Annotated in this window: 26 protein-coding genes; 17 read left to right on the plus strand and 9 right to left on the minus strand. The window is 68.8% G+C overall.

Annotated features, from left to right (window positions below; all coding sequences use genetic code 11):
• Positions 1-97: 97 nt before the first annotated feature.
• From lgt to pgeF, 4 genes are read left to right on the plus strand one after another with little or no spacing between them, the layout of a single operon-like run.
• Positions 98-958 carry a prolipoprotein diacylglyceryl transferase gene (gene lgt, locus FHS98_RS14995; protein WP_167106858.1) on the plus strand — a complete coding sequence of 287 codons (861 nt, stop codon included), beginning with the start codon at positions 98-100 and terminating at the stop codon, positions 956-958.
• Positions 942-1,985: a class I SAM-dependent methyltransferase gene (locus FHS98_RS15000; RefSeq protein ID WP_243848047.1), complete on the plus strand. Its 1,044-nt coding sequence runs from the start codon at positions 942-944 to the stop codon at positions 1,983-1,985. The genes lgt and FHS98_RS15000 overlap by 17 nt, the downstream gene beginning before the upstream one ends.
• On the plus strand, positions 1,982-2,488 hold the full coding sequence (locus tag FHS98_RS15005) for a GNAT family N-acetyltransferase (protein WP_167106861.1): 507 nt from the start codon (positions 1,982-1,984) through the stop codon (positions 2,486-2,488). The genes FHS98_RS15000 and FHS98_RS15005 overlap by 4 nt, the downstream gene beginning before the upstream one ends.
• On the plus strand, positions 2,485-3,243 hold the full coding sequence (gene pgeF, locus FHS98_RS15010) for a peptidoglycan editing factor PgeF (protein WP_341786079.1): 759 nt from the start codon (positions 2,485-2,487) through the stop codon (positions 3,241-3,243). The genes FHS98_RS15005 and pgeF overlap by 4 nt, the downstream gene beginning before the upstream one ends.
• Here pgeF and FHS98_RS15015 read toward each other — a convergent pair.
• Together FHS98_RS15015 and FHS98_RS15020 are read right to left on the minus strand one after the other, a co-directional pair.
• On the minus strand, positions 3,173-3,508 hold the full coding sequence (locus FHS98_RS15015; protein WP_167106867.1) for a hypothetical protein: 336 nt from the start codon (positions 3,506-3,508) through the stop codon (positions 3,173-3,175). The two genes, pgeF and FHS98_RS15015, sit on opposite strands and share 71 nt — an antisense overlap.
• Positions 3,509-3,542: 34 nt before the next feature.
• Positions 3,543-3,944, minus strand: a complete 402-nt coding sequence (locus FHS98_RS15020; protein ID WP_167106870.1) for a VOC family protein — start codon at positions 3,942-3,944, stop codon at positions 3,543-3,545.
• 69 nt (positions 3,945-4,013) lie between these two features.
• Here FHS98_RS15020 and FHS98_RS15025 point away from each other — a divergent pair, with 69 nt between their 5' ends.
• Together FHS98_RS15025 and FHS98_RS15030 are read left to right on the plus strand one after the other, a co-directional pair.
• Positions 4,014-5,336 carry a cystathionine gamma-synthase family protein gene (locus tag FHS98_RS15025; RefSeq protein WP_167106873.1) on the plus strand — a complete coding sequence of 441 codons (1,323 nt, stop codon included), beginning with the start codon at positions 4,014-4,016 and terminating at the stop codon, positions 5,334-5,336.
• Between the two features lie 73 nt (positions 5,337-5,409).
• Positions 5,410-5,841 carry a hypothetical protein gene (locus FHS98_RS15030; protein WP_167106876.1) on the plus strand — a complete coding sequence of 144 codons (432 nt, stop codon included), beginning with the start codon at positions 5,410-5,412 and terminating at the stop codon, positions 5,839-5,841.
• Here the strand turns inward: FHS98_RS15030 and FHS98_RS15035 are convergent.
• From FHS98_RS15035 to FHS98_RS15045, 3 genes are read right to left on the minus strand one after another with little or no spacing between them, the layout of a single operon-like run.
• A complete protein-coding gene (locus FHS98_RS15035) occupies positions 5,838-6,488 on the minus strand; it encodes an HAD family hydrolase (protein ID WP_167107311.1) in 651 nt (216 codons plus the stop codon). The two genes, FHS98_RS15030 and FHS98_RS15035, sit on opposite strands and share 4 nt — an antisense overlap.
• Positions 6,489-6,517: 29 nt before the next feature.
• Positions 6,518-7,282 (minus strand): NTP transferase domain-containing protein, encoded by a 765-nt coding sequence (locus FHS98_RS15040; RefSeq protein ID WP_167106879.1) that lies wholly within the window; start codon positions 7,280-7,282, stop codon positions 6,518-6,520.
• Positions 7,270-8,391: a CDP-alcohol phosphatidyltransferase family protein gene (locus FHS98_RS15045; RefSeq protein ID WP_167106882.1), complete on the minus strand. Its 1,122-nt coding sequence runs from the start codon at positions 8,389-8,391 to the stop codon at positions 7,270-7,272. Before FHS98_RS15045 ends, FHS98_RS15040 begins: the two co-directional genes overlap by 13 nt.
• Before the next feature lie 113 nt (positions 8,392-8,504).
• Here FHS98_RS15045 and FHS98_RS15050 point away from each other — a divergent pair, with 113 nt between their 5' ends.
• From FHS98_RS15050 to FHS98_RS15065, 4 genes are read left to right on the plus strand one after another with little or no spacing between them, the layout of a single operon-like run.
• Positions 8,505-9,605 (plus strand): ABC transporter permease, encoded by a 1,101-nt coding sequence (locus FHS98_RS15050; RefSeq protein WP_167106885.1) that lies wholly within the window; start codon positions 8,505-8,507, stop codon positions 9,603-9,605.
• Positions 9,602-10,486, plus strand: coding sequence for an ABC transporter ATP-binding protein (locus tag FHS98_RS15055; RefSeq protein WP_167106888.1), 885 nt, complete (start codon positions 9,602-9,604; stop codon positions 10,484-10,486). Before FHS98_RS15050 ends, FHS98_RS15055 begins: the two co-directional genes overlap by 4 nt.
• The gene (locus FHS98_RS15060) at positions 10,486-11,433 is read left to right on the plus strand and encodes an MlaD family protein (protein WP_167106891.1); all 948 of its coding nucleotides are present in this window, start codon (positions 10,486-10,488) and stop codon (positions 11,431-11,433) included. Before FHS98_RS15055 ends, FHS98_RS15060 begins: the two co-directional genes overlap by 1 nt.
• Positions 11,434-11,444: 11 nt before the next feature.
• Positions 11,445-12,035 (plus strand): ABC-type transport auxiliary lipoprotein family protein, encoded by a 591-nt coding sequence (locus FHS98_RS15065; protein ID WP_167106894.1) that lies wholly within the window; start codon positions 11,445-11,447, stop codon positions 12,033-12,035.
• Positions 12,036-12,071: 36 nt separating this feature from the next.
• On the opposite strand, the gene pepN is transcribed toward FHS98_RS15065, so the two are convergent.
• Positions 12,072-14,669 (minus strand): aminopeptidase N, encoded by a 2,598-nt coding sequence (pepN, locus tag FHS98_RS15070; protein WP_167106897.1) that lies wholly within the window; start codon positions 14,667-14,669, stop codon positions 12,072-12,074.
• A gap of 54 nt (positions 14,670-14,723) precedes the next feature.
• On the opposite strand from pepN, the gene FHS98_RS15075 reads away from it, so the two are divergent.
• Positions 14,724-15,527 (plus strand): Rossmann-fold NAD(P)-binding domain-containing protein, encoded by an 804-nt coding sequence (locus FHS98_RS15075; protein WP_167106900.1) that lies wholly within the window; start codon positions 14,724-14,726, stop codon positions 15,525-15,527.
• On the opposite strand, the gene FHS98_RS15080 is transcribed toward FHS98_RS15075, so the two are convergent.
• Positions 15,494-16,435 carry a DMT family transporter gene (locus FHS98_RS15080; RefSeq protein ID WP_167106903.1) on the minus strand — a complete coding sequence of 314 codons (942 nt, stop codon included), beginning with the start codon at positions 16,433-16,435 and terminating at the stop codon, positions 15,494-15,496. The genes FHS98_RS15075 and FHS98_RS15080 overlap by 34 nt on opposite strands.
• The gene (locus tag FHS98_RS15085; RefSeq protein ID WP_167106907.1) at positions 16,432-17,439 is read right to left on the minus strand and encodes a threonine aldolase family protein; all 1,008 of its coding nucleotides are present in this window, start codon (positions 17,437-17,439) and stop codon (positions 16,432-16,434) included. Before FHS98_RS15085 ends, FHS98_RS15080 begins: the two co-directional genes overlap by 4 nt.
• 104 nt (positions 17,440-17,543) lie before the next feature.
• Here FHS98_RS15085 and mtnP point away from each other — a divergent pair, with 104 nt between their 5' ends.
• Positions 17,544-18,428 (plus strand): S-methyl-5'-thioadenosine phosphorylase, encoded by an 885-nt coding sequence (gene mtnP, locus FHS98_RS15090; RefSeq protein ID WP_208402300.1) that lies wholly within the window; start codon positions 17,544-17,546, stop codon positions 18,426-18,428.
• Here the strand turns inward: mtnP and FHS98_RS15095 are convergent.
• Complete coding sequence (locus tag FHS98_RS15095) at positions 18,406-19,359, minus strand: CorA family divalent cation transporter (RefSeq protein ID WP_167106910.1); 954 nt, start codon at positions 19,357-19,359, stop codon at positions 18,406-18,408. The genes mtnP and FHS98_RS15095 overlap by 23 nt on opposite strands.
• A 214-nt stretch (positions 19,360-19,573) precedes the next feature.
• Between FHS98_RS15095 and FHS98_RS15100 the strand changes: the two genes are divergently transcribed.
• From FHS98_RS15100 to FHS98_RS15120, 5 genes are all read left to right on the plus strand, one after another.
• The gene (locus FHS98_RS15100; RefSeq protein WP_167106913.1) at positions 19,574-20,272 is read left to right on the plus strand and encodes a pirin family protein; all 699 of its coding nucleotides are present in this window, start codon (positions 19,574-19,576) and stop codon (positions 20,270-20,272) included.
• 109 nt (positions 20,273-20,381) lie between these two features.
• The gene (locus FHS98_RS15105) at positions 20,382-21,305 is read left to right on the plus strand and encodes a pirin family protein (RefSeq protein WP_167106916.1); all 924 of its coding nucleotides are present in this window, start codon (positions 20,382-20,384) and stop codon (positions 21,303-21,305) included.
• Between the two features lie 90 nt (positions 21,306-21,395).
• Positions 21,396-21,821, plus strand: a complete 426-nt coding sequence (locus FHS98_RS15110; RefSeq protein WP_167106919.1) for a nucleotidyltransferase family protein — start codon at positions 21,396-21,398, stop codon at positions 21,819-21,821.
• Positions 21,822-21,940: 119 nt separating this feature from the next.
• On the plus strand, positions 21,941-24,214 hold the full coding sequence (locus FHS98_RS15115) for a TonB-dependent receptor (RefSeq protein ID WP_167106922.1): 2,274 nt from the start codon (positions 21,941-21,943) through the stop codon (positions 24,212-24,214).
• A 116-nt stretch (positions 24,215-24,330) separates the two neighbouring features.
• A complete protein-coding gene (locus tag FHS98_RS15120; protein WP_167106925.1) occupies positions 24,331-24,747 on the plus strand; it encodes a hypothetical protein in 417 nt (138 codons plus the stop codon).
• The last annotated feature ends 21 nt before the right edge of the window (positions 24,748-24,768 follow it).

Below are 24,768 nucleotides of genomic sequence, written 5' to 3' on the forward strand. Positions count from 1 at the left end.
GTCCGCCTGATAGGGCGCGTCCACGCGAACCGGAAGGTCTTTCCGCTGAGGCCCCGCCCCTCTAAAGGATGGGGCTCATAGCCCGAGGACCGCCGATTTGCCTCCTGTCGACCCCAACGCCTTCACGCACTGGACATCGCTCGGCCTGTCGCCGATCGCTCTGCAACTGGGTCCGGTCGCGGTCCGCTGGTATTCGCTGGCCTATATCACCGGCATCCTCGCCGGCTGGTGGTATCTGCTGAAGCTGCTCGACCAGCCGGGCGCGCCGATGGCGCGGCGCCATGCCGACGATTTCGTGTTCGACGCGACGCTGGGCGTGCTGCTCGGCGGGCGGATCGGCTATGTGCTGTTCTACCGGCCGGATTATTATCTCCAGCACCCGGTGGAGATCTTCAAGCTGTGGGAGGGCGGCATGTCCTTCCATGGCGGGGCGGCGGGCGTGCTGATCGCCATCCTCTTCTATTGCCGCCGCAAGGGGCTGAACTGGCTGCGCGTCACCGATTATATCGCCTGCGTCGCGCCGATCGGGCTGTTCTTCGGGCGGCTGGCGAACTTCGTGAACGGCGAGCTGTGGGGCAAGCCCTCCACCGTTCCCTGGGCGATCGTCTTCCCCGGCGCCGGCGACGTGCCGCGCCACCCGAGCGAGCTGTACGAGGCGGGACTGGAAGGCCTCGTCCTGTTCGCGATCCTGAGCCTGCTCTTCTGGAAGAGCGATGCGCGCTACAAGCCGGGCTTCCTCGCCGGCAGCTTCGTGCTGGGCTATGGCGTGTTCCGCTTCATCGTCGAATTCTTCCGCGAGCCGGACGAGCAGCTCGTCGAGTTCGCCCGCGTCACGCATCTGCACATGGGCCAGTGGCTGTGCGTGCCGATGATCCTCGTGGGCCTTTACGTCGTGCTGACCGCCAAGGGCCGCCGCCAGCGCGTGGAGCCGGTGGCGGGCGATGCCAGCGTCGCCTGAGGATTTCGGCGGGCGGCTGCGGCGGTTGATCGCGGGCGGCGGGGCGATCCCGCTCGCCCAGTATATGGCGCTGGCCAACGCCCATTATTACGCCACGCGCGATCCGCTGGGCGCGGCCGGCGACTTCACCACCGCGCCCGAGATCAGCCAGATGTTCGGCGAGCTGATCGGGCTGTGGGCGGCGGACCTCGCGCTGCGCGCCGGGGCCTCCGACTGCGCCTATGTCGAGCTGGGGCCGGGGCGCGGCACGCTCGCGGCCGACGCGCTCCGCGCGATGGGCAAGGCGGGGCTGGCGCCGCCGGTCCATCTCGTCGAGACGAGCCCGGTGCTGCGGCGGGCGCAGCTTGAGCGCCTGCCGGGCGCGACGCATCATGACGATGTCGGATCGCTCCCCGCCGACCGGCCGCTGATCGTCATCGCCAACGAGTTCTTCGACGCGCTGCCGATCCGCCAGCTCCTCCGCTCCGACAGCGGCTGGCGCGAACGGATGGTCGATTGGGACGGCACCCGCCTCGTCCCCACGCTCGGCGAGCAGCGCTTCGACGCGGTGATCCCCGAGACGTTGCGAGATGGCGAGGTGGTGGAGACGTCGCCCGCCTCGGTCGCGGTGCTACGCGAACTGGCGGCGCGGATCGCGGCGCAGGGCGGCGCGCTGCTGGCGATCGACTATGGCTATGAGGGGCCGCTCGCCGGCGACACCTTGCAGGCGCTGCATCGCCACCGCTTCGTCGATCCGTTCGACGCGCCGGGCGAGCAGGATCTGACCGCCCATGTCGACTTCGCCGCGCTGGCCGACGCCGCCCGCGCCGAAGGGGCGATCGCGCATAAGGTGGTGACGCAGGGCGCATTGCTCGAAGCGCTCGGCATCGCCGCCCGCGCCGCCGCGCTGGCCCGCGCCGCGCCGGAGCGCCAGCCCGAGATCGAAACCGCCTGGCGCCGCCTCTGCGCGCCGGACGAGATGGGCACCTTGTTCAAGGCGCTGGCGCTGACCGCGCCCGGCTGGCCGACACCCGGAGGATGTGCATGATCGACTATCGCGACGCCCGCCCCGAGGACGGCCCCGCCCTCGCGGAGATGGCATCCCGCTGCTTCGTCGAGACCTTCGGCCCCTTCTACAAGGCCGAGGACATGGAGGCCTTCATCGCCTCGGCGTTCGGACCCGAGGGCCTGCCTTCGCAGATCGGCACGCCCGGCCTTGCGATCCGCCTCGCGGTGGACGGCGGCCGGATCGCCGGTTTCGCCAAGCTCGGCCCCAGCACCTTGCCGCCCGCGCCCGAAGGCTCGGCCGAGCTGAAGCAGCTCTATGTGCTCAAGCCCTGGCAGGGTGCCGGCATCGCCGCGACGCTGATGGACTGGGCGATCGCCACCGCCCGTGCGCAGGGGGCGGATCATCTCTCGCTCAGCGTATGGGAGCATAATCATCGCGCCCAGCGCTTCTACGCCCGCTACGGGATGGCGCCGATCGGCTTCCACCCCTTCACGGTGGGCGATCATATCGACAACGATCCCGTGTGGAGCATGAAGCTGTGAGCGTCGAAACCATCCGGTCGCAGGCTCTGCACGGCGCCCCCCACGCCTTTCTCGGCCGCAGGGGCGGCGTGTCGGAGGGCATCCATGCGGGCCTGAACGTCGGCTGGGGCTCGGACGACGACCGCGCCGCCATCGCTGAGAACCGCCGGCGGGCGGTGGACGCGGTAAAGCCCGGCGCGATGCTCGCCACCGTCCATCAGGTCCACAGCGCCACCGCCGTGGTGGCCGACGCCTTCCCCGACGACGCCCGCCCCCATGCCGACGCGCTCGTCACCGACCGGCCGGACCTGCTGCTCGGCATCCTGACGGCCGACTGCGTGCCCGTGCTGCTGGCGGACGCCGAGGCCGGCGTGGTCGGCGCGGCCCATGCCGGGTGGAAGGGCGCGATCGGCGGCGTCGTCGGCTCGACGGTCGAGGCGATGGAGAGGCTCGGCGCCGACCGCGCGCGGATCGCCGCCGCGATCGGCCCGTGCATCGGCAAGCGCAGCTATGAGGTGGACGACGCCTTCCTCGCGCGCTTCTGCGAGGCGGAGGCGGCCAATGAGCGCTTCTTCCTCTCCGGCCGGCGCGAGGGGCATCACCAGTTCGACATCGAGGCCTATGTCGCCTCCCGCCTCGCCGACGCGGGCGTGCGCCGCATCGAGGCGCTCGGCCTCGACACCTATGCCGACGAGGCCCGCTTCTTCAGCTACCGCCGCGCGACCCATCGCGGCGAGCCAGGCTATGGCCGCCAGATCGCGCTGATCGGGCTTTAGGCGCGATGGTCGCCGGCCGGTACGCTAGCCAACGGGGATGCCTGACCTTCAAATAGACCAGCAGGGTTATGAACGGCACGATCCCGATTATCGACGCGATGTTGAACCCGAGGCGATCCTCCAGATACTCGATTGCCGTATATTGGCACATTTTGCCGATCGCCAAGCCGACGACGACGACCAGCGCCGCATGTACGAAACGCACCAGAAATTGCATGGAGACCCATCCTAACCAGTCGCGGTCAGTTTCCATGGCGTCGGACATGGGTCCAGTGATTCTGAACCCATTATCGTTTCAATTACCCCGACCCCTTCGAAGCCAGCGTCGACGCCACCTCGCCCGGATTGCTGAGCTGCGCTACGATCCAGCCATTGCCGTCGGGATCGCGCAGCATCGTGAAGCGCCCCCAGGGCTGCTCGTCGATCGGCGACACCTCGACGCCCGCCTGCCGCAGCCGGGCATGTTCGGCGTCGATATCCGGCACATGCAGCATCACGCCCTGCAAGCCGCCGGCCGCCATCCCCTCGAACCATGTCACCAGCGCGATGGTCGAGCCGCCGGTCCTGGGCTGGAGCTGTATCCAGCGCATTTCCGGCCCCATCGCCTCGTCGCGCAGCAGGGTGAAGCCCATTTTCCCGGTGTACCAGTCGCGCGCGGCGGCCTGATCCTTCACGGGCACTGAAACGATCGCGATCGGCATCGGATTGTCTCCCACAATCGGCTAGAGGAGCACCATAGCGTCGCTGCGCGACGACTCCGAGAGGATCGCATGACAGACCATAAAAACCCCGAAACCGAAGCCGATCTCACCGGCGCCACCCCGCGCCGCCGCCCCAAGGCGGACGTGCTCGAAGTGGGCGGCCGCAAGCTCAGCCCGTCGACGCTGATGATGGGCCACGCCTTCGATCCGATGCTGTCGGAAGGCTCGCTCAAGCCGCCGATCTTCCTGACCTCGACCTTCGTGTTCGAGAATGCGGCGGCCGGCAAGCGCCACTTCGAGGGCGTCACCGGCAAGCGCCCCGGCGGCGCGGACGGCCTCGTCTATTCGCGGTTCAACGGCCCCAATCAGGAGATTCTCGAGGATCGCCTCGGCATCTGGGACGAGGCCGAGGACGCGCTGGTCTTCTCCTCCGGCATGTCGGCGATCGCGACGCTGATGCTGGCGCTGGTGAAGCCGGGCGACGTGATCGTCCACTCCGCCCCGCTCTATGCCGCGACCGAGACGCTGATCGGCCGCATCCTCGGCCGCTTCGGCGTGACCTTCCTCGATTTCCCGGCCGGCGCCACCGAAGCCGAGATCGAGGCCGTGGTCGCAAAGGCCAAGGCGCAGGGCAACGTCTCGCTGATCTATCTGGAGAGCCCGGCGAACCCGACCAACGCGCTGGTCGACATCGAGGCCGTGTCGCGCGTGCGCGATCGCCTGCTGGGCGAGAGCAAGCCGCCGATCGCGATCGACAACACCTTCCTCGGCCCGCTCTGGCAGCAGCCGCTGCGCCATGGCGCGGACCTCGTGGTCTACAGCCTCACCAAATATGCCGGCGGCCATTCGGATCTCGTCGCCGGCGGCGTCACCGGCGCGAAGGCGTGGATCAACCCGATCCGCATGATGCGCAACACGATCGGCACGATCTGCGATCCCAACACCGCGTGGATGCTGCTCCGCAGCCTCGAAACGCTGGAGCTGCGCATGAGCCGCGCGGGCGAGAATGCCGAGAAGGTCTGCGCCTTCTTCCGCGATCATCCCAAGGTGGAGAGCGTCGGCTATCTCGGCTTCCTTCAGGACGGCACGCGGCAGGCCGACATCTACAAGCGCCACTGCACCGGCGCGGGATCGACCTTCTCGCTCTATCTCAAGGGCGGCGAGCGCGAGAGCTTCGCCTTCCTCGACAGCCTGAAGATCGCCAAGCTCGCGGTCAGCCTCGGCGGCACCGAGACGCTGGCGTCCTGCCCGGCGGCGATGACGCATCTGTCGGTGCCCGATCAGCGCAAGCAGGAACTGGGCATCACCGACAATCTCGTGCGCATCTCGATCGGCGTGGAGAATGCGGACGATCTCATCGCCGACTTCGATCAGGCGCTGAAAGCGGTCTGATACCCCTTCCGGGTCGCTTGGCCGCGGGCGCGCTTCATGCGACGCTCGCGGCCTTGCCACGGGGGAGATCGCCATGCGTCCGATCGTCTTGTGCCTGACGGCCCTGTCCGCCGTCCCGGCCGCGGAGGCCGCTCCGCCCACGCCGATGGGCAGGCCCGTCGCCCTCGCCTGTTCCGGCCCCGAGGCCGATGCCGGGCGCAAGCTGGTCGCCCGTGAGAAGCTGGCGGTCGGCGGCCACCCCAGGGCCTGCTTCGGCCATATGACGCTCTACGAAGGCCCCAACCGGCAGGTGGTCGCCGCCGAGCCCTCGCCCCGCTGCCCCGGCGCGAGCGCGATCCAGATCTACGAGCAGTCCCGCGCCGGGCCGTGGTCGAGCTTCTTCGAGACGCCGGTGTGCGGCCGCTCGGTCAGCGTCGGGCCAAAGGACCAATGGGGATCGATGATGGTGAGCATCGACGGCCGCCCCTATGACCAGCGCGGCGCCTATTACGTCCCCGCCCGCTAGGCGGTCCAGTCGAGCACCGGCCAGCCGCGCTGCACCGCGAGCGCGCGCATCTTCGGGCTGGGCGTGGTGGCGAAGGCCTCGTCGGCCCATTCCATCACCGGCGCGTCGGATACATGGTCCGAATAGAAGCGGACATGGGCCTTCGAGCGGTCGATCCCTTGCCGCTGGAACCAGTCCTCGATCATGCGGAGCTTGGCGGGGCCGTAGCAATTCTCGCCGTCGATCTTCGCGGTCACCCGCGCGTCGAGGCCGAGGATCGAGTTGGTGGCGATCACGTCGTCGAAGCGCAGCCGCGCGGCGATCGCCTCGACATAAAGGCGGTAGGAGGCGGTGGCGAGCACGAGGCGGCGGCCGGCGGCGCGATCCTCCTCGATCTGGCGGAGCGCGCCGGGCAGCGTGTTGAGCCGCATCACCCGGTCGGCGAAGCTGGCCGTCACCGGCTCCAGATCGGCGCGGGAGATTTCGGCCCCCAGCAACAGGCTCTGGTTGATCTCCTTGAGCCGAGCGCGGGTGAAGAGCTTGAGCGCATAGCCCAGCATCGCCAGCAGCGCGACCGGCAGCAGCAGCAACCGCCACGGCGCACGGGCCAGCGCGGCGTGGATCAGGAACGGCGTGTAGGTGCCCGTCCGCGTGATGGTGCGGTCCATATCGTAGATCGCGATCTCCTGAACGCCCGTCACGCCCGCCCTTCCAACACCGCCTCGGCCAGTTCGAGGTCGGACACCTTGTCCACGTCGACCGCCGCCAGCGGATCGCCAAGCCCCACCATGCGGACATTCGCGCCCATCCGCCGCCCCGCCTTCGCGACGGCATCGTGCAGCGTGATGGTGCGGGTGAGCGCGCGCAGCAGCAGCATCGGCCCGAACCTGGCGATCAGCTTCCAGCCCTTCTTGCGATCCTGCTCCACCGAGGCCCATGTCTCGATCACGGGCAGCGCCGATGCGCTCGCGAAGTAGAAGAGGTTCGCCCCCGTCCAGTCGCCCTTGCGGAAACGCAGCCATGTCCGCTTCGATTGCGGGAAGCGGCTCTGCACCACGGCGCGCTCGACGACCCCCACGGCGACGTCCGCGCCCTCGGCTCCGCGCAGAAATTCCGCGATCGTCTCGGGGCGGAGCAGCGCATGGTCGGCGGTGGTGACGAACAGCGGGAACGGCGCCTCGCCGCTCTTGAGCGCCGCCGCGATGGAGCGCGCGATGCCCGCGCCCGATCGCAGGAAGCCGATGCGCGGATCAGGCGGCAGCACGGCGGCGATCGGTTCGACATCCTGCGTCATCACGCGGATCGGCCCGACCTCGCTCGCCAGCAGCGTGGAGACGACCCGCGCCACCATCGGCGTCCCCGCGACGGGGATCAGCGCCTTCAGCGTCTGCCCCCTCGTCGCCGCGAGCGCATCGACGCCCGGCCGACGCCCGGCCAGCAGCAGCGCGGTCAGGCCAGCCACGAGACGATCTCCCCGCCGCCCGCGCGCCGGGCATAGGCCTGCCCCAGACGGACCAGATGGAAGAGGCAGGAAAGCCCCGTCCACCACGCCACCGCCAGCAGCCCCCAGTCGGGCCGCGACACCACCAGGCTCGCGAACAGGATCACGACGTTGGGATTGCGCCGCGCCGTAATCAGCCGGAAGCGGCTGTCGGTGCGCTCCCACACATGGATATGCATCTTGAAGCTGGCGATGAACGCCCCCTCGATCAGCCGCTGCACGACATAGCCGGCGACCAGCACCGCCATGATCGTCCAGAGTTCCGTCTGGCTGAACGCCAGCCCCCAGCCGGCAAGCCCGACGCCCCACGCCCAATACCAGAAGGGCGGATGGACGAGGTCCACGCCATGATCGAGGATATTGCCCCATTCGGAACTGGTGCCGGTGCAGCGGGCGAGCTTGCCGTCCACCGTGTCCAGCACCATGAAGACCAGCCCGACGAGCAGGCCCGCCGCGAAATGCCCTTCCTTGAACAGGAAGAAGGCCCAGATGCACAAGGCCACGCCGATCGTGGTAATCATGTTCGGCGTCATCCGGGCATAGGCCGCCCAGCGTGTGATGTGGAACGCCGCGCCCCGCCACAGATAGAGGGTGAGCAGATCGGTCACCCCCTTGTAGCTGGCGTCGTAGCTCGCCTTCTCGATCGTCGGCACGGCATCGCGGGTGAGCGGCGCCAGATAGGCGTCCTCCCGCTTCCTCAGCGTCGCGTTGTAAAGGCTGGCGTCGGTCTCCGCGTCCTGCACGGTGAGGGCGAGCCCTTGCGGCAGCGGCGCCCCCGCCTCGATCGCCGCGACGACCGCCTCAGCCGTGGCCGCGTCCGCCGCATGGACCAGCACCGGCCGCCCCCGCCACGTCACCGCCAGACCCGCGGCATCGCGCACATGCGCCAGCCAGGCCGGATCCCAGGCGAAGCCGATATCCGCGACGATCACCGGCCCCGCCGACGGAACCCGATCCGCCACCGCCAGTTTGGCCTTGGTCGCGAAACGGCGCGCGCGCTCGGCCGGCAACAGGCCGAACACACGCGTCTCATTGTGCCCGGCCTCGAGGAAAGAGACCTTGCTGTCCATAAAAACTCCCATGGTCGCCCTATTGGCAGGTTTCGTCTTGTCGCGCATCTCATGAAAATCCGATCTTCTCAGCGCTTGCCGCCCGTAATGATCTGCCGCATCCTCCCGCCCGCATGAGCCCTCACCCCGCAGATTTCTCCGAGCAGGACCGCACGCTGCGCCTGACCGGCCAGTGGACGCTGGCCCAGCTCGGCACCGTGCCGAACCGGCTGGAAGCGCTGGATTCCTCGCCCGAGCGGGTCGACCTGTCGGACGTCCAGCGAATCGACACGGTCGGCGCGTGGCTGGTCCACCGCCTCCAGCGCGATCATGGCGCCGCACTCGAAGGCGGCGACGAGAAGGCGCGCGAGCTGATCGAGAAGGTCGGCGGGGTCGACAAGCCCTTCCAGTCGCAGCCCGATCAGCCGCCCTCCTTCCAGCGCGTGCTGGCGCAGGTGGGCGCCGCCACGATCAGCGCGGGGCGGACATTGCTCGGCCTGCTCGAATTCTTCGGCGCGACGATGGTGGCGGTGTGGGAGGTCATCCTCGCGCCCCGGCGCTTCCGCGGCAATGCGGTGATCCGCCAGATCGAGGTGGTCGGCATCGACGCGCTCGGCATCATCGGGCTGATGAGTTTCCTGATCGGCATCGTCATCGCCCAGCAGGGCGCGGTGCAGCTCCGCCAGTTCGGCGCCGAGGTGTTCACGGTCAACCTGATCGGCCGCCTCACCATGCGCGAGCTGGGCGTGCTGATGACGGCGATCATGGTCGCCGGCCGATCGGGCTCGGCCTTCGCCGCGCAGATCGGATCGATGCGGCTGGCCGAGGAGGTGGACGCGATGCGCACCATCGGCCTCTCCCCCATGCAGGCGCTGGTGCTGCCGCGCGTGATCGCCACGCTGATCGCCATGCCACTGCTCACCTTCTACGCGATGCTGGTGGCGCTGGTCGGCGGCGGGCTGCTGTGCTGGCTCCAGCTCGGCATTCCGCCCGTCACCTTCGTCGCGCGCATCCGCGAGGTCGTGCCGATGACGGACCTGTGGGGCGGCCTGCTGAAGGCGCCGGTGTTCGGCATGATTATCGCCATGGCCGGCTGCTTCCAGGGGATGCAGGTGGAGGGCAATGCCGAGGAGGTCGGCCTGCGCACCACGGCGGCCGTCGTCCAGTCGATCTTCCTCGTGATCGTGCTCGATGCCTTCTTCGCGATCTTCTACACGGCGATCGGCTGGATATGACGACCCACGCGACCGCCCGGAAGCAGCCGCCCGAGCCGGAGGCCGGAACGTCGGTCATCTGCGTGCGCGGGCTCACCAACAGCTTCGGCCATCAGGTCGTCCACAAGGATCTGGACCTCGACGTGCGGCGGGGCGAGATTCTCGGCGTGGTCGGCGGATCGGGCACGGGCAAGTCGGTGCTGATGCGCTCGATCGTCGGCCTCCAGCAGCCCGACGCCGGCGAGATCAGCGTCTTCGGCGAGCAGACGCGCGATCGCGGCGAGAGCGAGACTAAGGACGTCCGCCGCCGCTGGGGCGTGCTGTTCCAGAACGGCGCGCTGTTCTCGACGCTGACCGTCGCCGAGAACGTGCAGGTGCCGATCCACGAATATTATCCCGCGATCGACCAGCGGCTTCTCGACGAGATCGCCTCCTACAAGATCGTGGCGACCGGGCTGCCGGCGGAAAGCTCCAGCAAATATCCGTCCGAGCTGTCGGGCGGCATGAGGAAGCGCGCCGGCCTCGCCCGCGCGCTGGCGCTCGATCCCGAGCTGCTGTTCCTCGACGAGCCGACCGCCGGGCTCGATCCGATCGGCGCGGCCGCGTTCGACGATCTGATCCGCGCGCTCAAGGATCTGCTGGGGCTCACCGTGTTCCTCATCACCCACGATCTCGATACGCTCTATGCGATCTGCGACCGTGTCGCGGTGCTGGCGGACAAGAAGGTGGTCGCGGTCGGAACGATCCCGGAGCTGCTGGCTTTGGATCATCCGTGGATTCAGGAATATTTCAACGGCCCGCGCGGCCGGGCGGCCGAAACGTCCGCCGAGCGCGAGGCCGCCCGGAAACCGGCACCGGCATCGGCGGACGATGGCGGCGATAACAGGGGCATGACCGACTGATGGAGACCCGCTCCAACCATGTGCTCGTCGGCGGGGTCGTGCTTGCGATTCTGGCCGTGGCGCTCGCCTTCATCGTGTGGATGAGCCAGGTCGGCAACGGCCATCAGCGCCAGTACGACATCTTCTTCCCCAATTCGGTGGATGGTCTGGCCAAGGGCTCGGCGGTCAACTTCTCGGGCGTGCCCGTCGGCAAGATCGACGACATCAAGCTGCTCCCCGACACGCCCGAGCTGGTGCGCGTGCGCATCTCGGTGGACGAGAACACGCCGGTCCTGAAGGGCACCACCGCCACCGTGGCGGGCGTGGGCTTCACCGGCGTCAGCCAGATCAACCTCGGCGGCGCCACCAAGGGCCAGCCGCCGATCACCGATATCGGGCCGTTCGGCGTGCCGGTGATCCCCACCAAACCGGGCGCGCTCGCCGGCCTGCTCAACTCCGCGCCGGAACTGCTCAAGAAGCTCCAGGCGCTGACCGATCGCGTCACCCAGCTTCTCGACGATCGCAACCAGAACTCGATCCACCACATCCTCGCCAATCTCGACACGCTGTCGACCGATCTCGCCAGCCAAGGTCCGCAGTTGAAGCAGACGCTCGCCAACGCGCAGGTCGCGATCAAGCAGGCGGGCGATGCCGCGCAGCAATTCGGCAAGCTTGCCGGCACCACCAACGATCTGCTCGATCAGCAGGGCCGCCCGCTGATGACCAATCTCAACAAGGCGGTGAAATCCGCCCAGCAGAGCGCGGACAGCCTGAACGCGATGATTAACGACGCGCGGCCGGGCGTGCAGACGCTCAGCAAGGATACCGCGCCGCAGATCGACCAGCTCGTCCGCGACCTGTCCGAAATGGCCGAGGCGCTGACCATGACCGCCAACAAGCTCAACTCGGGCGGTGCCGGCGGCGTGCTCGGCGGCGGCCGCCTGCCAGACTATAAGCCCCGGCATTGAGGGAAGAGATCATGAACGTCCGCACCCTGTCTCTCGCCGCGCTGCTGCCCGCGCTGGCGCTCGCCGGCTGCGTGAGCTTCGGCCCCAAGCCGCCGCCCGAGCTGCTCCGCCTCGCGCCCGTGCAGACCATGCCCGCCGGGCAGCAGATGCCGCTCACCGCCGGCCGGTCGGTGACGGTGCTGGTGCCGACCGCACCGGCCGAGCTTGCCAACAATCGCATTCCGGTGCGCAGCGGCACCAGCCAGCTTGCCTATCTGAAGGGCGCGCAATGGGCCGACGTGCCGGCGCGCCTGTTCCGCGATCTGCTCGCCGAGACGATCCGCACGCGCACCGGCCGCCCGGCGCTCGACGTGCGGGATTATCATCTGGCGCCGGGGATGCGGCTGTCCGGCCGTCTCCATGCCTTCGGGGTGGATGCGGGCTCGAAGCAGGTCGAGGTCGTCTACGACGCCACCATCCAGCGCGAGGACGGCCACCTCGAGACGCGCCGCTTCGAGGCCCATGCCCCGGCCGCGTCGATCGCGGAGGTGCCGGTCGCGCAGGCGCTGAATGTCGCCGCCAACGACGTGGCCGCGCAGGTCGCCGACTGGATCGGGAAATAAGCACCAGGGGCGGCGCGCGGCCGCCCCCGGCTTGCCTCAGGCGAGGCTCTTGGAAGCCTGCTCGAACACATCCTTGCTGAGGCCCGGCGTCGCGACGATGCGCTCCAGCTCGGCCTTCATCAGCGCCGAGCGCCGGGGCTCGAAGCGCCGCCAGCGGCCGAGCGGCGGCACCAGCCGCGCCGCCGACTGCGGATTGAGCTTGTCCGCCGCGAGGATCATGTCCGCCACGAAGCGATAGCCGCGCCCGTCGGCCGCGTGGAAGGCGTACTGGTTGGCCGCGAAGGCGCTGACCAGCGCGCGCATCCGGTTCGGGTTGGCGAGCGTGAAGTCGGGATGCCCGGCCAGCCGCTCGACCGCCTCCGGCGTATCCTCGCGCGTCGACAGCGCCTGCGTGGTGAACCATTTGTCGAGCACCAGCGCATCGTCCCTGTAGCGCGCATAGAAGGCGGCGAGCGCCGTCTCGCGCTCGGGCGCGGTGCTGTTGGCGAGCACGCCGAGCGCGCCGTTGCGGTCGGTCATGTTGTCCGCGCCCTCGAACTGGGCGAGCGCCAGCGCGGCCGAACCCTCGGCCCCCGCCGCCGCGAGATAGCCGAGCGCGACCGTGCGCAGGCGGCGCAGGCCCTTGGCCGACGGCGTATATTCGAAGCGGTTGGCGGCGGTGGCGGCATAGGCCGCGCGCCATTCGCCCTCCAGCTCGCGGCCGAGGCGGACACGCAGCGCCTCGCGCGCGGCGCGGATCGCGGCGGGATCGACCTCGGCCAACTGGTCGCCGAGGAAGGCCTCGGTCGGCAGCATCACCGCCTCGCCGATGAACGCCGCGTCGAGCGCCGGATCGGTGAGCGTGTTGCGGACCGCCTCGATCACCGGCCGGGTGTCGACATGCGCCCCTTCGATCGCGGCGACCAGCGTGTCGACCATGAGCTGCTGCATCGCCTCGAAGCGGGCGAAGGGATCATTGTCGTGCGCCGAGAGGAAGGCGAGATCGGCCGCCGTGCGGTTCGTCTCCACCACGACGGGCGCCGAGAAGCCCCGGTTGATCGAGAGGACGGGCTGTTCGTCGATGCCCTCGAAGACGATCTCGCCCGTCTCGCCGCCCAGAATATGGACCTGCTCGTCGACGATCGGCCGGCCGCTCTTCGCGCCGAACAGCGCGATGCGCAGCGGCAGCGGCATCGGCTGCTTGTCGGGCTGGCCGGGCGTCGGCGGCACGGTCTGCTCCAGCGTCAGCCGCGCGCGGGCGGTGCCGGGCTCGTGGCTCAGCGCGGCGCGGAGGCGAGGCGTGCCGGCCTGGCTGTACCAGCGGCGGAAGTCTGCAAGGTCGGCGCCGTTGGCATCCTCCATCGCCTTCACGAAATCCTCGCAGGTCGCGGCCTCGCCGTCGTGGCGCTCGAAATAGAGATCGGTGCCGCGCCGGAAGCCTTCCGCCCCCAGCATGGTGTGCAGCATACGGATCACCTCGGCGCCCTTGTTGTAGATGGTCGCCGTGTAGAAGTTGCTGATCTCCAGATAGGAGTCCGGCCGGATCGGGTGCGCGAGCGGGCCGCCATCCTCGGGGAATTGCGCCGCGCGCAGCACGCGGACATCCTCGATCCGCTTGACCGCGCGGCTGCCCTGATCGGCCGAGAATTCCTGATCGCGGAAGACGGTGAAGCCTTCCTTGAGGCTGAGCTGGAACCAGTCCCGGCAGGTGACGCGATTGCCCGACCAGTTGTGGAAATATTCATGCGCGACGACGCCGGCGATGGCGTCGTAATCGGCATCCGTGGCGGTTTCCGGGTCCGCCAGGATGTAGCGCGAGTTGAAGATGTTGAGGCCCTTGTTCTCCATCGCGCCGAAGTTGAAGTCGGAGACGGCGACGATGTTGAAGATGCCGAGATCATATTCCCGGCCATAGACCTTCTCGTCCCACGCCATCGCGGCCTTGAGCGCCGCCATCGCATGATCGGTGCGCGGCAGGTCGGCCTCGCGCACCCAGATGCCGAGCTGTACCTCGCGGCCCGACATGGTGGTGAAGCGATCGCGGTTGGCCTGAAGATCGCCCGCCACCATCGCGAAGAGATAGCAGGGCTTGGGGAAGGGATCGTTCCACTCCGCCCAGTGGCGCCCGCCGCCGGCATCGCCCTCGCCCACCAGATCGCCGTTCGCGAGCAGCACCGGATAGGTCGCGCGGTCGGCGGTCATCTTCACGGTGTAGCGGGTGAGGACGTCGGGCCGGTCGGGGAAGAAGGTGATGCGGCGGAAACCCTCCGCCTCGCACTGGGTGCAGAGCAGGCCGCCGGACGCATAGAGCCCCATGAGCTGGGTGTTGGTCTCGGGGCTGATCGCCACCTCGGTCTCGACGACATGGGCATCGCCGGGAAGGTCGATGACGAGCTGGTCACCCTCGATCCGCCATTCGCCCTCGCCGAGCGCGCGGCCGTCGACCGACACGGCGCGGGGGCGCATCCCCGGATCGCCATCCAGCGCGAGCGGGCCGTCGCCGTTACGGACGACCTCCAGGCGGGCGCGGACGATCGTCTCGGCGGCGTCGAGATCGCAATCGAGGCGGATGGTCGGCACCAGCCAGGCCGGCGGGCGATAATCCTGCCGGAGGATGGGCGCGGGCGGCGTTGCGATGGCGGAATGCTGATCCATGTGCCAACCTCTAGGCATGGACAGATGCGGTGACAACGGACACAGGCCCGAAGCATGACGGCGATGCTGATCCTCGGGCTTGGGTACACCGCTTCCCGTCTGGCCGCACGCCTCGACGCGCGGGGCTGGGAGCTGCGCGCGACGAACCGCGACGGGCGCGGCGGGGCGATACGCTTCGACGACGGGGAGGCGGTGCGGCTGGCGATCGCGTCCTCCACGCACATCCTCTCCTCGGTGCCGCCCGATGCAGGGGGCGCCGATCCGGTGCTGGCGCGCTACGGGGCGGACCTTGCCCGATCGCCGGCACGCTGGATCGGCTATCTCTCCTCGACCGGCGTCTATGGCGACACGGGCGGCGCGTGGGTGGACGAGACCGCCGCGATCGGCGCCGGCCGCCGCTCCGCCCGCGCCGAGGCCGACGCGGCGTGGGGAGCGCTCCGCCCCGACGTGCGCGTCTTCCGCCTCCCCGGCATCTACGGCCCCGGCCGCTCGGCGCTGGAGCGGGTGGCGAGCGGCAAGGCCCACCGGATCGCGCTCCCGGAGCAGGTGTTCAGCCGCATCCATGTCGACGACATCGTGCGTGCGGTGATGGTGTCGTTCGAGGCGGGGCCGGCGGGCGTCTACAACGTCGCCGACGATCATCCCGCCAGCCAGAACGCCGTGATCGAGGAAGCGTGCCGAATGCTCGGCCTCTCAGCCCCGCCGCTGATGACGCTCGACGAGGCCGGCCTCTCGCCCGCCGCGCGGGGCTTCTATGCCGAGAACCGGCGCGTCGCGAATGGCAAGGCGAAGCGGCTGCTCGGCTGGCGGCCGCTCTACCCGGATTATCGCCTGGGGCTCGCCGCCTGCCGCGCCTGAAGCGCCACGAACAGCCCGCACAGCGACAGCCCGCCGCCGACCGCCGCCTCCGCCGACCAGCGATAATTCTCGAACACCGTCGAAAGCAGCATCGCCAGCACCGGGCTCAGCACGCTGGTATAGGCCGCCCGCCCCGGCCCGATCGCGCGGATCACGACGAAATAGCAGGTGAAGGCCAGCGCCGATCCGATCAGCCCGAGATAGAGCGTGCCGAGCCAGTAGCTCGCATGGGGATCGAGCACCGGCGGCCCGTCGATCGCCCACGCCGCCACGCAGTCGAACAGCGTGCCCCACGCCATGCCCCACACGATCAGGCTGGCGACGGGGATCGCCTTGGCGGTCCTGGCGGCCTGCATGACGTTGGCGATCGACGAGAACAACACGCCCAGGAGCGACCAGCCGATCCCCGTCCAGATCGCCACCTTGGCGGCCGGTGCAGCGGAAAGCTCGTGCGAGAAGAGCAGCACGAGGCCGACCATCGCCACCGCCGATCCGAGCAGGAAGGCCCTGGACACGCCCTGCTTCAGGAACACCCACGCGAACAGCGCATTGGGCACCACCAGCAGCGCGAACACGACGGCCACCAGCCCCGAGGTGATGACCCGCTCGCCCAGATAGACGCAGTAATAATTGAGCGCATATTGGGCGACGCCGTAGATCATCGCGAGGCCATGCTCGCGCGCCGTGAGCTTCAGCCGGGCACCGGTGAAGCGGGCATAAGCCGCCATCGCCACCATCGCGATCAGGAAGCGATAGGCCACCGACCAGGATGGCGGCACGATGCCGAGCTGGCTGCGGATCACCAGCCAGGTCGACGACCAGACCAGCGTGCAGACCATGAACGGGATCACCACCTTCGCGCGGGCGGAGACGCCCAGCGGGCGGGTGCCGGTCAGATGCTCGGTCATGTGCCCAGCGCGCGGATGGCGGCGGCGAGCGCGTCGATCTCGTGGCTCGGCTGATCCCACGAGGTGACGAGGCGCGCCTGCCCCTCGCCCCAATCATAGAAGTCGAAGCCCTGCGCACGGAGCGACGCGGCCTCCCCGGCGGTGAGGCGCAGGAAAATCTCGTTGGCCTCGACCGGCAGCATCAGGCGGCTGCCGGCCGCCTCGGCGATCGCCGCCGCGCCTGCGTTGGAGGCGCGGCCGTTGGCGATCCAGCGATCCCCCTCGATCAGCGCGAGGAGCTGCGCCGCCTGATAGCGCCCCTTGGAAAGAAGCTGGCCCGCGCGCTTGCGGCGCATCTTCGCGACGTCGGCCAGATCCTTGCGGAAGAAGATCAGCGCCTCGGCCGAGAGCCCGCCATTCTTGACGAAGCCGAAGCTCAGCGCATCGACGCCCGCCCGCCACGTCACGTCGCCGGGGTGGCAGCCGAGCCGCGCCACCGCATTGGCGAAGCGCGCGCCGTCCATATGGACGCCGAGGCCGAGTTCCTTCGCCACCTCGCTCAGCGCCGCCACCTCGTCGGGAGCGTAGACGAGGCCATATTCGGTCGCGTTGGTGATCGAGAGCGCGCGCGGCTGCACCTGATGCACGTCGGGCCGGATCGCCCGGCGCGCGGCGCGGACGGTCTCGGGCGTGAGCTTCGCGCCTTCGCCGTCGAGCGGGATCAGCTTGGCGCCATGGGTGAAGAACTCCGGCGCGCCGGCTTCGTCGGTGTTGATATGCGCCTCGCGGTGGCAGAACACGCCGCCATGGGGCGGCACCATCGCGGCGAGCGCGAGGCAGTTCGCCGCCGTGCCCGTGGTCACCCAGAGCGCCGCGACCTCGGTGCCGAACAGATCGGAGAAGGCGCCGTCGAGCCGCTGGCTCAGCCAGTCGCCGTCATAAGCGGTGTCGACACGGTTGGCGGCGGTGATCGCCTCCAGCACGGCGGGAGCGACGGTGGCGGCGTTGTCCGAGAAGAAGCGCATGGCCGTGCCTTGGGGGCAGCGGGGCGCTCCGTCAACGGCTGTCTGTTGACAGCGGCGCTCCGGTCGTCGAGCGGGCGGCTGGGGCGCAACAGGAAAGGTACGGCATGGCCATCGACGGCTGGACGATCGGGATCATCGGCGGCTCGGGGCTCTATGCGCTCGACGAGATCGAGGATGCGATATGGCATGATGTCGAGACGCCGTGGGGGCGGCCGTCGGACCGCATCCTCGAAGGGCGCATCGGCGCGACACGGCTGCTGTTCCTCCCCCGCCACGGCAAGGGCCACGCCATCCCGCCGACCGAGATCAACGCGCGCGCCAACATCGATGCGCTGAAGCGCCTCGGCGCGACCGACATCCTCGCCATCTCCTCGGTCGGCTCGCTGCGCGAGGAGCTGCCGCCGGGGCGCTTCACCGTGGTGGACCAGTTCATCGACCGCACCATGCATCGCCCGGCGACCTTCTTCGGCACCGGCCTCGTCGCCCATGTGTCGCTGGCGGACCCGGTCTGCCCGCGCCTCTCGGCCTTCGCCGCGGCGGCGATCGAGGCGGCGGGCGGCGAGGTTTCCACCGGCGCCACCTATCTCGCGATGGAAGGCCCGCAATTCTCCACCCGCGCCGAGAGCGTCGCCTATCGCCAGTGGGGCGCCGACGTGATCGGCATGACCGCCATGCCCGAGGCGCGTCTCGCCCGCGAGGCGGAGCTGCCCTATGCGCTGGTCGGCATGGTCACCGACTATGACTGCTGGCGCGAGGAGGAGGCCGGCGTCGTCGCCACCGACGTGGTCGCGCAGATGCACAGCAACGCCGTCACCGCCCGCCGCCTCGTCTCGGCTTTCGCGAAGGCACTCCCGGCCGAGCGCACCCCGTCGCCCATCGACACGACGCTCGATCACGCGATCCTGACGGCGCCTGCCGCGCGCGACGGCGCGATGGCCCGGAAGCTCGACGCGATCCTCAGGCGCTTCACAGCCAGTCCCGCCACTTGAACCACAGCACCGGCAGGATCGTGGAGGCGACCATCAGCACCAGCGCGAAGGGATAGCCCCACGTCCAGCCCAGCTCCGGCATGATGTGGAAATTCATGCCGTAGACGCCCGCCACCAGCACCGGCGGCACGCCGGCGACCGACACGACGGTGAGCACCTTCACCACGTCGTTCTGCTCGATGCTGATGAAGCCGGTGGCGGCGTCGAGCAGCAACTGCACCCGGCCGGTCAGCGAGGTTTCGAACTCGTCCAGCGACTCGATGTCGTGGCGCACCGAGGCGAGCCGGTCGCGCAGCCCGTTCTCGATCGCGGGCTCGCAGCGATCGGCGACGAAGGCGGCGATGCGGCCGATGGCGAGGAAGGCGTGGCGCACCTTCACCATCTGCTCGCTGGAGCGGCCGATCCTGACCATCAGCCCGCGCAGCCGGCGCGTCTCGCGGCCGAGACGGCGTTTCTGGCCGGGGCGCGGATCGCGGAAGATCGCGTGCGAGGCCGAGGTCAGATCCTCCGCCACGCGCTCCAGCCGGTCCGCCGAGCGGTCGACCAGCTCCTCCAGCAGCCGCACCAGCGCCTCCTGTCCGCCGACCTCATGGTCCGCCTTGGCGATCGCCTCGTGGGTCGTGTCAAAGGCGGTCATCTCGGCGAAGCGGATGGTGATGAGCCGGCCGGAGCGGAGGATGAAGCCGGTCGGCGCGAGGATCGCCGCCTCGCCCTGCCGCGCGACCAGCGGCGCGCTCATCGTGAGCTGGCCCTGATGCACGCGCAGCCGGCTGGAGGCCTCGATCTCGGACAGGCTCTCGCGGTTGGGCAGCGCGATATCGAACGCCCGCTCGACGCGCATGATCTCCTCATCGGTGGGGCTGCACAGATCGACCCAGCAAGCGCCGGCCAGATCCTCCCCATCACTCGTACCGCCCGCGCATTTCAACATGCGGCATCCTCTTGTCGCAAAAGCCTACTCCCGCTCCGGCTCTTCGCACGCCGGCGGCGGCGACACCAACCATTCCATTTTTTGGAACGATGGAAATGGATTTATCCGAGTATTCTGGATGAATCCGCCCCCTATATTGGCCCTCGGACAGGCAGGGGGCCTCTTCGGAAAACCCCTCGGCCATCATCCTTTAACGTGGATCGGGAGAACCGCGATGATCGAACTGCGCCCCTTCGCCACGCTCGGCGGCGAGAACCATGGCTGGCTGGATGCCAAGCACCATTTCTCCTTCGCCAACTATTATGACCCCAAGCGGATGAACTGGGGCAATCTGCGCGTCTGGAACGACGACGTCATCGAGGCGCGTTCTGGTTTCCCGCCGCATCCGCACCGCGACATGGAGATCATCACCTATGTCCGCACCGGCGCGATCACCCACCAGGACAGCCTGGGCAACAAGGGCCGCACCGGCGCCGGCGACGTTCAGGTGATGTCGGCGGGCACGGGCATCACGCATTCGGAATATAATCTGGAGGAGGAGGCCACCACCCTCTTCCAGATCTGGATCCTGCCGACCCGCACCGGCGACAAGCCGAGCTGGGGCGCCCGTCCCTTCCCCAAGGGCGAGCGGTCCGGCAGGTTCGTCACGCTGGCCTCCGGCTTCGCCAATGACGGCGATGCGCTGCCGATCCGCACCGATGCGCGGGTGGTCGGCGCGACGCTGAAGGCCGGCGAGACGGCCGAGTATGCGCTCGGCGCCGATCGCCGCGCCTATCTGGTGCCCGCCACCGGCGCGGTCGAGATCGAGGGCGTGCGCGTCAACGCCCGCGACGGCGCCGCCATCCAGGACGTCGAGACCCTCAAGGTCATCGCGATCGAGGATAGCGAGGTGGTGTTCGTCGACGCCGCGTGACACATTGCGTTCGGGGCGGCGATACCTGTCCGCCGCCCCGTCAGGCCGCCGGGGCTCCCTGCCCCCCTCCCCGGCCCCGGCGGCCACAGATTTCTTGAGGAGCCCGATCATGACCCTGCGTTCGAGCGATGTGGACGGCGTCGACATGGTGATCCTGCCGCCGGTCCGCGATCTCGGCGACGGCTTCACCGTGCGGCGCGCGTTGCCCTCGGCGCATCGCCGGATGGTCGGCCCCTTCATCTTCCTCGACCAGATGGGTCCGGCCGCCTTCACCGGCGGCGAGGGGCTCGATGTCCGCCCCCATCCCCATATCGGCCTCGCCACCGTCACCTATCTGCTCGACGGCGAGATCATGCACCGCGACTCCGTCGGCTCGGTGCAGGCGATCCGCCCCGGCGAGGTGAACTGGATGACGGCGGGCTCGGGCATCGTCCATTCCGAGCGCACCCGCCCGGAACTGCGCGCGAAGGGCTCCAGCCTGTTCGGCCTCCAGACATGGGTGGCGCTGCCCAGGGCGCATGAGGAAACCGCGCCGAGCTTCGCCCATTACAAGGCGGACGAGATCCCCGCCACCGAGGCGAACGGCGTGACGCTCACCCTGATCGCCGGCCGATCGGACGGGCTGGCCTCGCCGGTGAAGACCTTCTCCGACATGGTCTATGCCGACATCCTTCTGGAGGCCGGCGCCCGCTATCAGCTCAAGGCCGAGCATGTCGAACGCGCCATCTATGTGGTCGAGGGCGCCATCTCGGTCGAGGGACAATCGGGCGGCTTCGCCACCGGCGAGCTGGTGGTCTTCCGCCCCGGCGCGGAGATCGTGCTGCGCGCCCATGACGGAGCCGCGCGCCTGATGCTGGTCGGCGGCGAACCCTTCCCCGAGAAGCGCAACATCTACTGGAATTTCGTCTCCAGCGATGCGGACCGGATCGAGCAGGCCAAGGAGGACTGGCGCGCACAGCGCTTCGCCGCCGTGCCCGGCGAACCGGACTTCATCCCGCTCCCCGAAGACCCGAAGCCCGTCCGCTATCCCTGATCGCTTCCCCCTGACGTCCACCGCCCATCCTGCTATGGGAGGACGGTGGACGGTTCGCTTCCCCCTCCGCTCACAGAGACGCTGCGCCGGGTGGCGGCCGCGATGGAGGGCGCGCAAGACCCCTGGTGGATCATCGCCAGCGCCGCCATGGCGCTCCACGGCGCGCATCCGATCGAGGTCGCCGACGTCGATCTTCTGACCAGCGAACGCGATGCCGAAACCCTGCTCGCCACGCTGCGACTCCGCCCGTCGCCGGACGGCGGCTCCGACCGGTTCCGCTCGCACGTCTTCGCCCGCTGGGAAGCGCCGCCCGTGCCGGTCGAGATCATGGCCGGCTTCGAGGTGCGCACGCCGCGGGGCTGGCGATCCGTCCGCCCCGTCAGCCGCGTGGCGAAACAGCTTGGAAACATGACGCTATTCATTCCCTCGGTGGACGAAATACTCGTCCATTGCCGCCTGTTCGGCCGCCCCAAGGACGAACAACGTGCGGCGATTCTGCAACGCTTGGAGTCTTGATTCTCGGTTCGGCCAAGGCGCGCTTGAGCGAATATGTCACAACTGTTACGGGCCGCTTCGACTCCCCCGAGAACGGGAGCAAGGCCCATCAGAGGATGCCGGGCCACATAGGGGAAAGCATGATTTCGAAGTCTGCCCGGTCGCCCATCGGACGCACGCTCTTCTGCGGCGCGTCCGCCATTGCCGCTCTTGCCGCCGCCTCCGCGCAGGCGCAGACGAGCGACACCGCCGCCGCCGCCAACGCGCCCGACGCGGCTGCCCAGAATGGCGAAATCCTCGTCACCGCGTCCCGCCGCGAGGAATCCGCCAAGAATGTGCCCGTCGCGGTCACCGCGATCGGTGGCGAGAAGCTCGCGGTGCTCAATTCGAGCGGCCTCGACATCCGCTTCCTGTCGTCGCGCACGCCGAGCCTTCAGATCGAAAGCTCGTTCGGCCGCACCTTCCCGCGCTTCTACATCCGCGGCCTCGGCAACACGGATTTCGATCCGAACGCCGCGCAGCCGGTGTCGATCGTCTATGACGACGTCGCGCTGGAGAGCAATTTCCTCAAGTCCTTCCCCGTGTTCGACCTTCAGAACGTCGAAGTGCTGCGCGGTCCGCAGGGCACGCTGTTCGGGCGCAACACGCCCGCCGGCGTCATCAAGCTGGACTCGGCCAAGCCGAGCGACACCTGGAACGGATACATCACCGGTTCGCTCGCCACCTATAACACGGCGAATGTCGAGGGCGCCGTCGGCGGCCCGATCGCCGAGGGCCTGAGCTTCCGCGCGTCGGGCATCGTGCAGAGCCGCGACAACTGGGTCACCAACGACGACACCACCGGCAACGGCCCGCGCAAGCTGGAAGGCTATGCCGACCGCGCCGGCCGCCTCCAGCTCGCCTACACCTCGGGCGACTTCCACGCGCTGGTCAACGTCCACGGCCGCGATCTCAACGGTTCGCCCCGCCTGTTCCGCGCCGGCCTGTTCGTGCAGGGCAGCAACCACTTCCAGCCGGGTTTCAACCCGAGCCATGTCTCGCAGGACGGCATCAGCGAGCAGAACATGACGCAGTGGGGGACCAACCTCCACCTCGACTATCATTTCGAGGGCCTCGGCACGCTCTATTCGATCACCGGCTATGAGGAAGCGCACGTCAAGTCGATCGGCGACATCGACGGCGGCGACACCTACACCGCGCCGGCGCTGGGCCTCAACGTCGGCCTCTTCCCGGACAACACCGGCGACATCGTGCGCCCCAAGGAGTTCAGCCAGGAAGTCCGCTTCCAGTCGGAAGAGTTCAACGGCTTCCGCCTCCAGGGCGGCGCCTATTACTTCCACCAGCGCCTGAAGTATCATGAGCTGGATTTCGACACGACCGGCACGCAGGACGGCGACGTCTTCCACAACGACAAGAACGAGAATTACGGCATCTTCGCCTCGGGCGAATACAAGGCCACCGACAAGCTGACGCTGCGCGCCGGCGTCCGCTACAGCCACGACAGCAAGCGCGACTTCGTCAACGGCTATGATCTCGCCTTCGGCGCCTCGCCGAATCCGGGCGGCGTCATCACGCCCTCGACCGCGCACGCCAAGGGCAGCGACGTGACCTGGGATGCCAGCGCCACCTATGCGCTGACCCCGCAGGTGAACGCCTATGCCCGCGTCGCGACCGGCTATCTCGGACCGGCGATCCAGGATCGCGTGACCTTCGGCAGCCAGCAGAGCGTCGCCAGGAAGCAGACCACCATCTCGGGCGAAGGCGGCTTCAAGTTCGAAAGCCGCGATCGCAAATATCATATCGACCTCGACGGTTACTGGTGGCGCACCAAGAACCTTCAGCTCACCGCCGTCGGCGGCCAGAGCAACTCGGCGGCGCTCATCAACGCCGATCATGCGGTGGGGTATGGCATCGAGGGTCAGCTCGACGCCCGTCCGATCCCGCACCTCGTGCTGACGGCCGGCGGAAGCTGGAACTTCACCGAGATCCGCGACAAGAACATCTCGATCGGCGTCTGCGGCGCGCTCTGCACCGTCACCGATCCGATCAACGCGGAAGGCCGCGCGATCATCGACGGCAACGACCTGCCGCAGGCGCCGCGCTATGTCGCCAACGTCACCGCGCGCTACGGCGTGCCGCTCAAGAATGGTGGCGAGATCTTCGTCTACACCGATTGGGCGTATCGCAGCAGCATCAACTACTTCCTCTACACGGCCAAGGAATTCCGCGGCCGCTCGCTGACGGAAGGCGGCCTGAAGCTCGGCTACATCTCGCCGACTCACTTCGAGCTGGCGGTGTTCTCGCGCAACATCACCAACCAGATCCGCGCGATCAGCGCGATCGACTTCAACAACCTGACGGGCATGATAAACGATCCCCGCATCATCGGCGTCGAGGCGAAGTTCCACTTCTGATCGCCGGACCGGTTGTGACAAACGAAAGGGGCGGCCCTGCCAAGGGGCCGCCCTTTTTGCATCCGGGACGGAACTTCCTCTTGAGCCGGGCGCGATACGGGGGCACAGCCCCGGCGATGATCGACGCGTCCCGATCCCGGCTGCAAAGACCCCGGACGATCGCGCTGGCCCTGCTCGCCTGCGCGCTGGCGTTGCGACTCCTCATTCCCGCCGGCTGGATGCCCGTCGCCGACGCGCAGGGGCTCCATCTCGTGCTCTGCTCGGGCAGCGGGCCGATGGAGATGCCGTCCGCCCATGCCATGGCGGGCATGAAGGGCATGGATCATCACGGCCATCACGATCCGTCGATGCCCGATCATCCCTGCGCCTTCGCCGGACTCGGCCTGGCGTTGGCGGAACCCCTGCTGCCGCAGCTCGCGCTGCCGGCGCGCGTCGCGGCCGTCCGGGTCGATCATGCGGGCGAGACGGTGGCGATCGGGCGCGGCCTCGCCGCTCCGCCGCCGCCCGCCACAGGACCACCCGCCCTCGGCTGATCGCCCGCCGCGCGCCTTCCC

This window comes from Sphingomonas oligoaromativorans, assembly GCF_011762195.1.
GTDB lineage: Bacteria > Pseudomonadota > Alphaproteobacteria > Sphingomonadales > Sphingomonadaceae > Solisphingomonas > Solisphingomonas oligoaromativorans.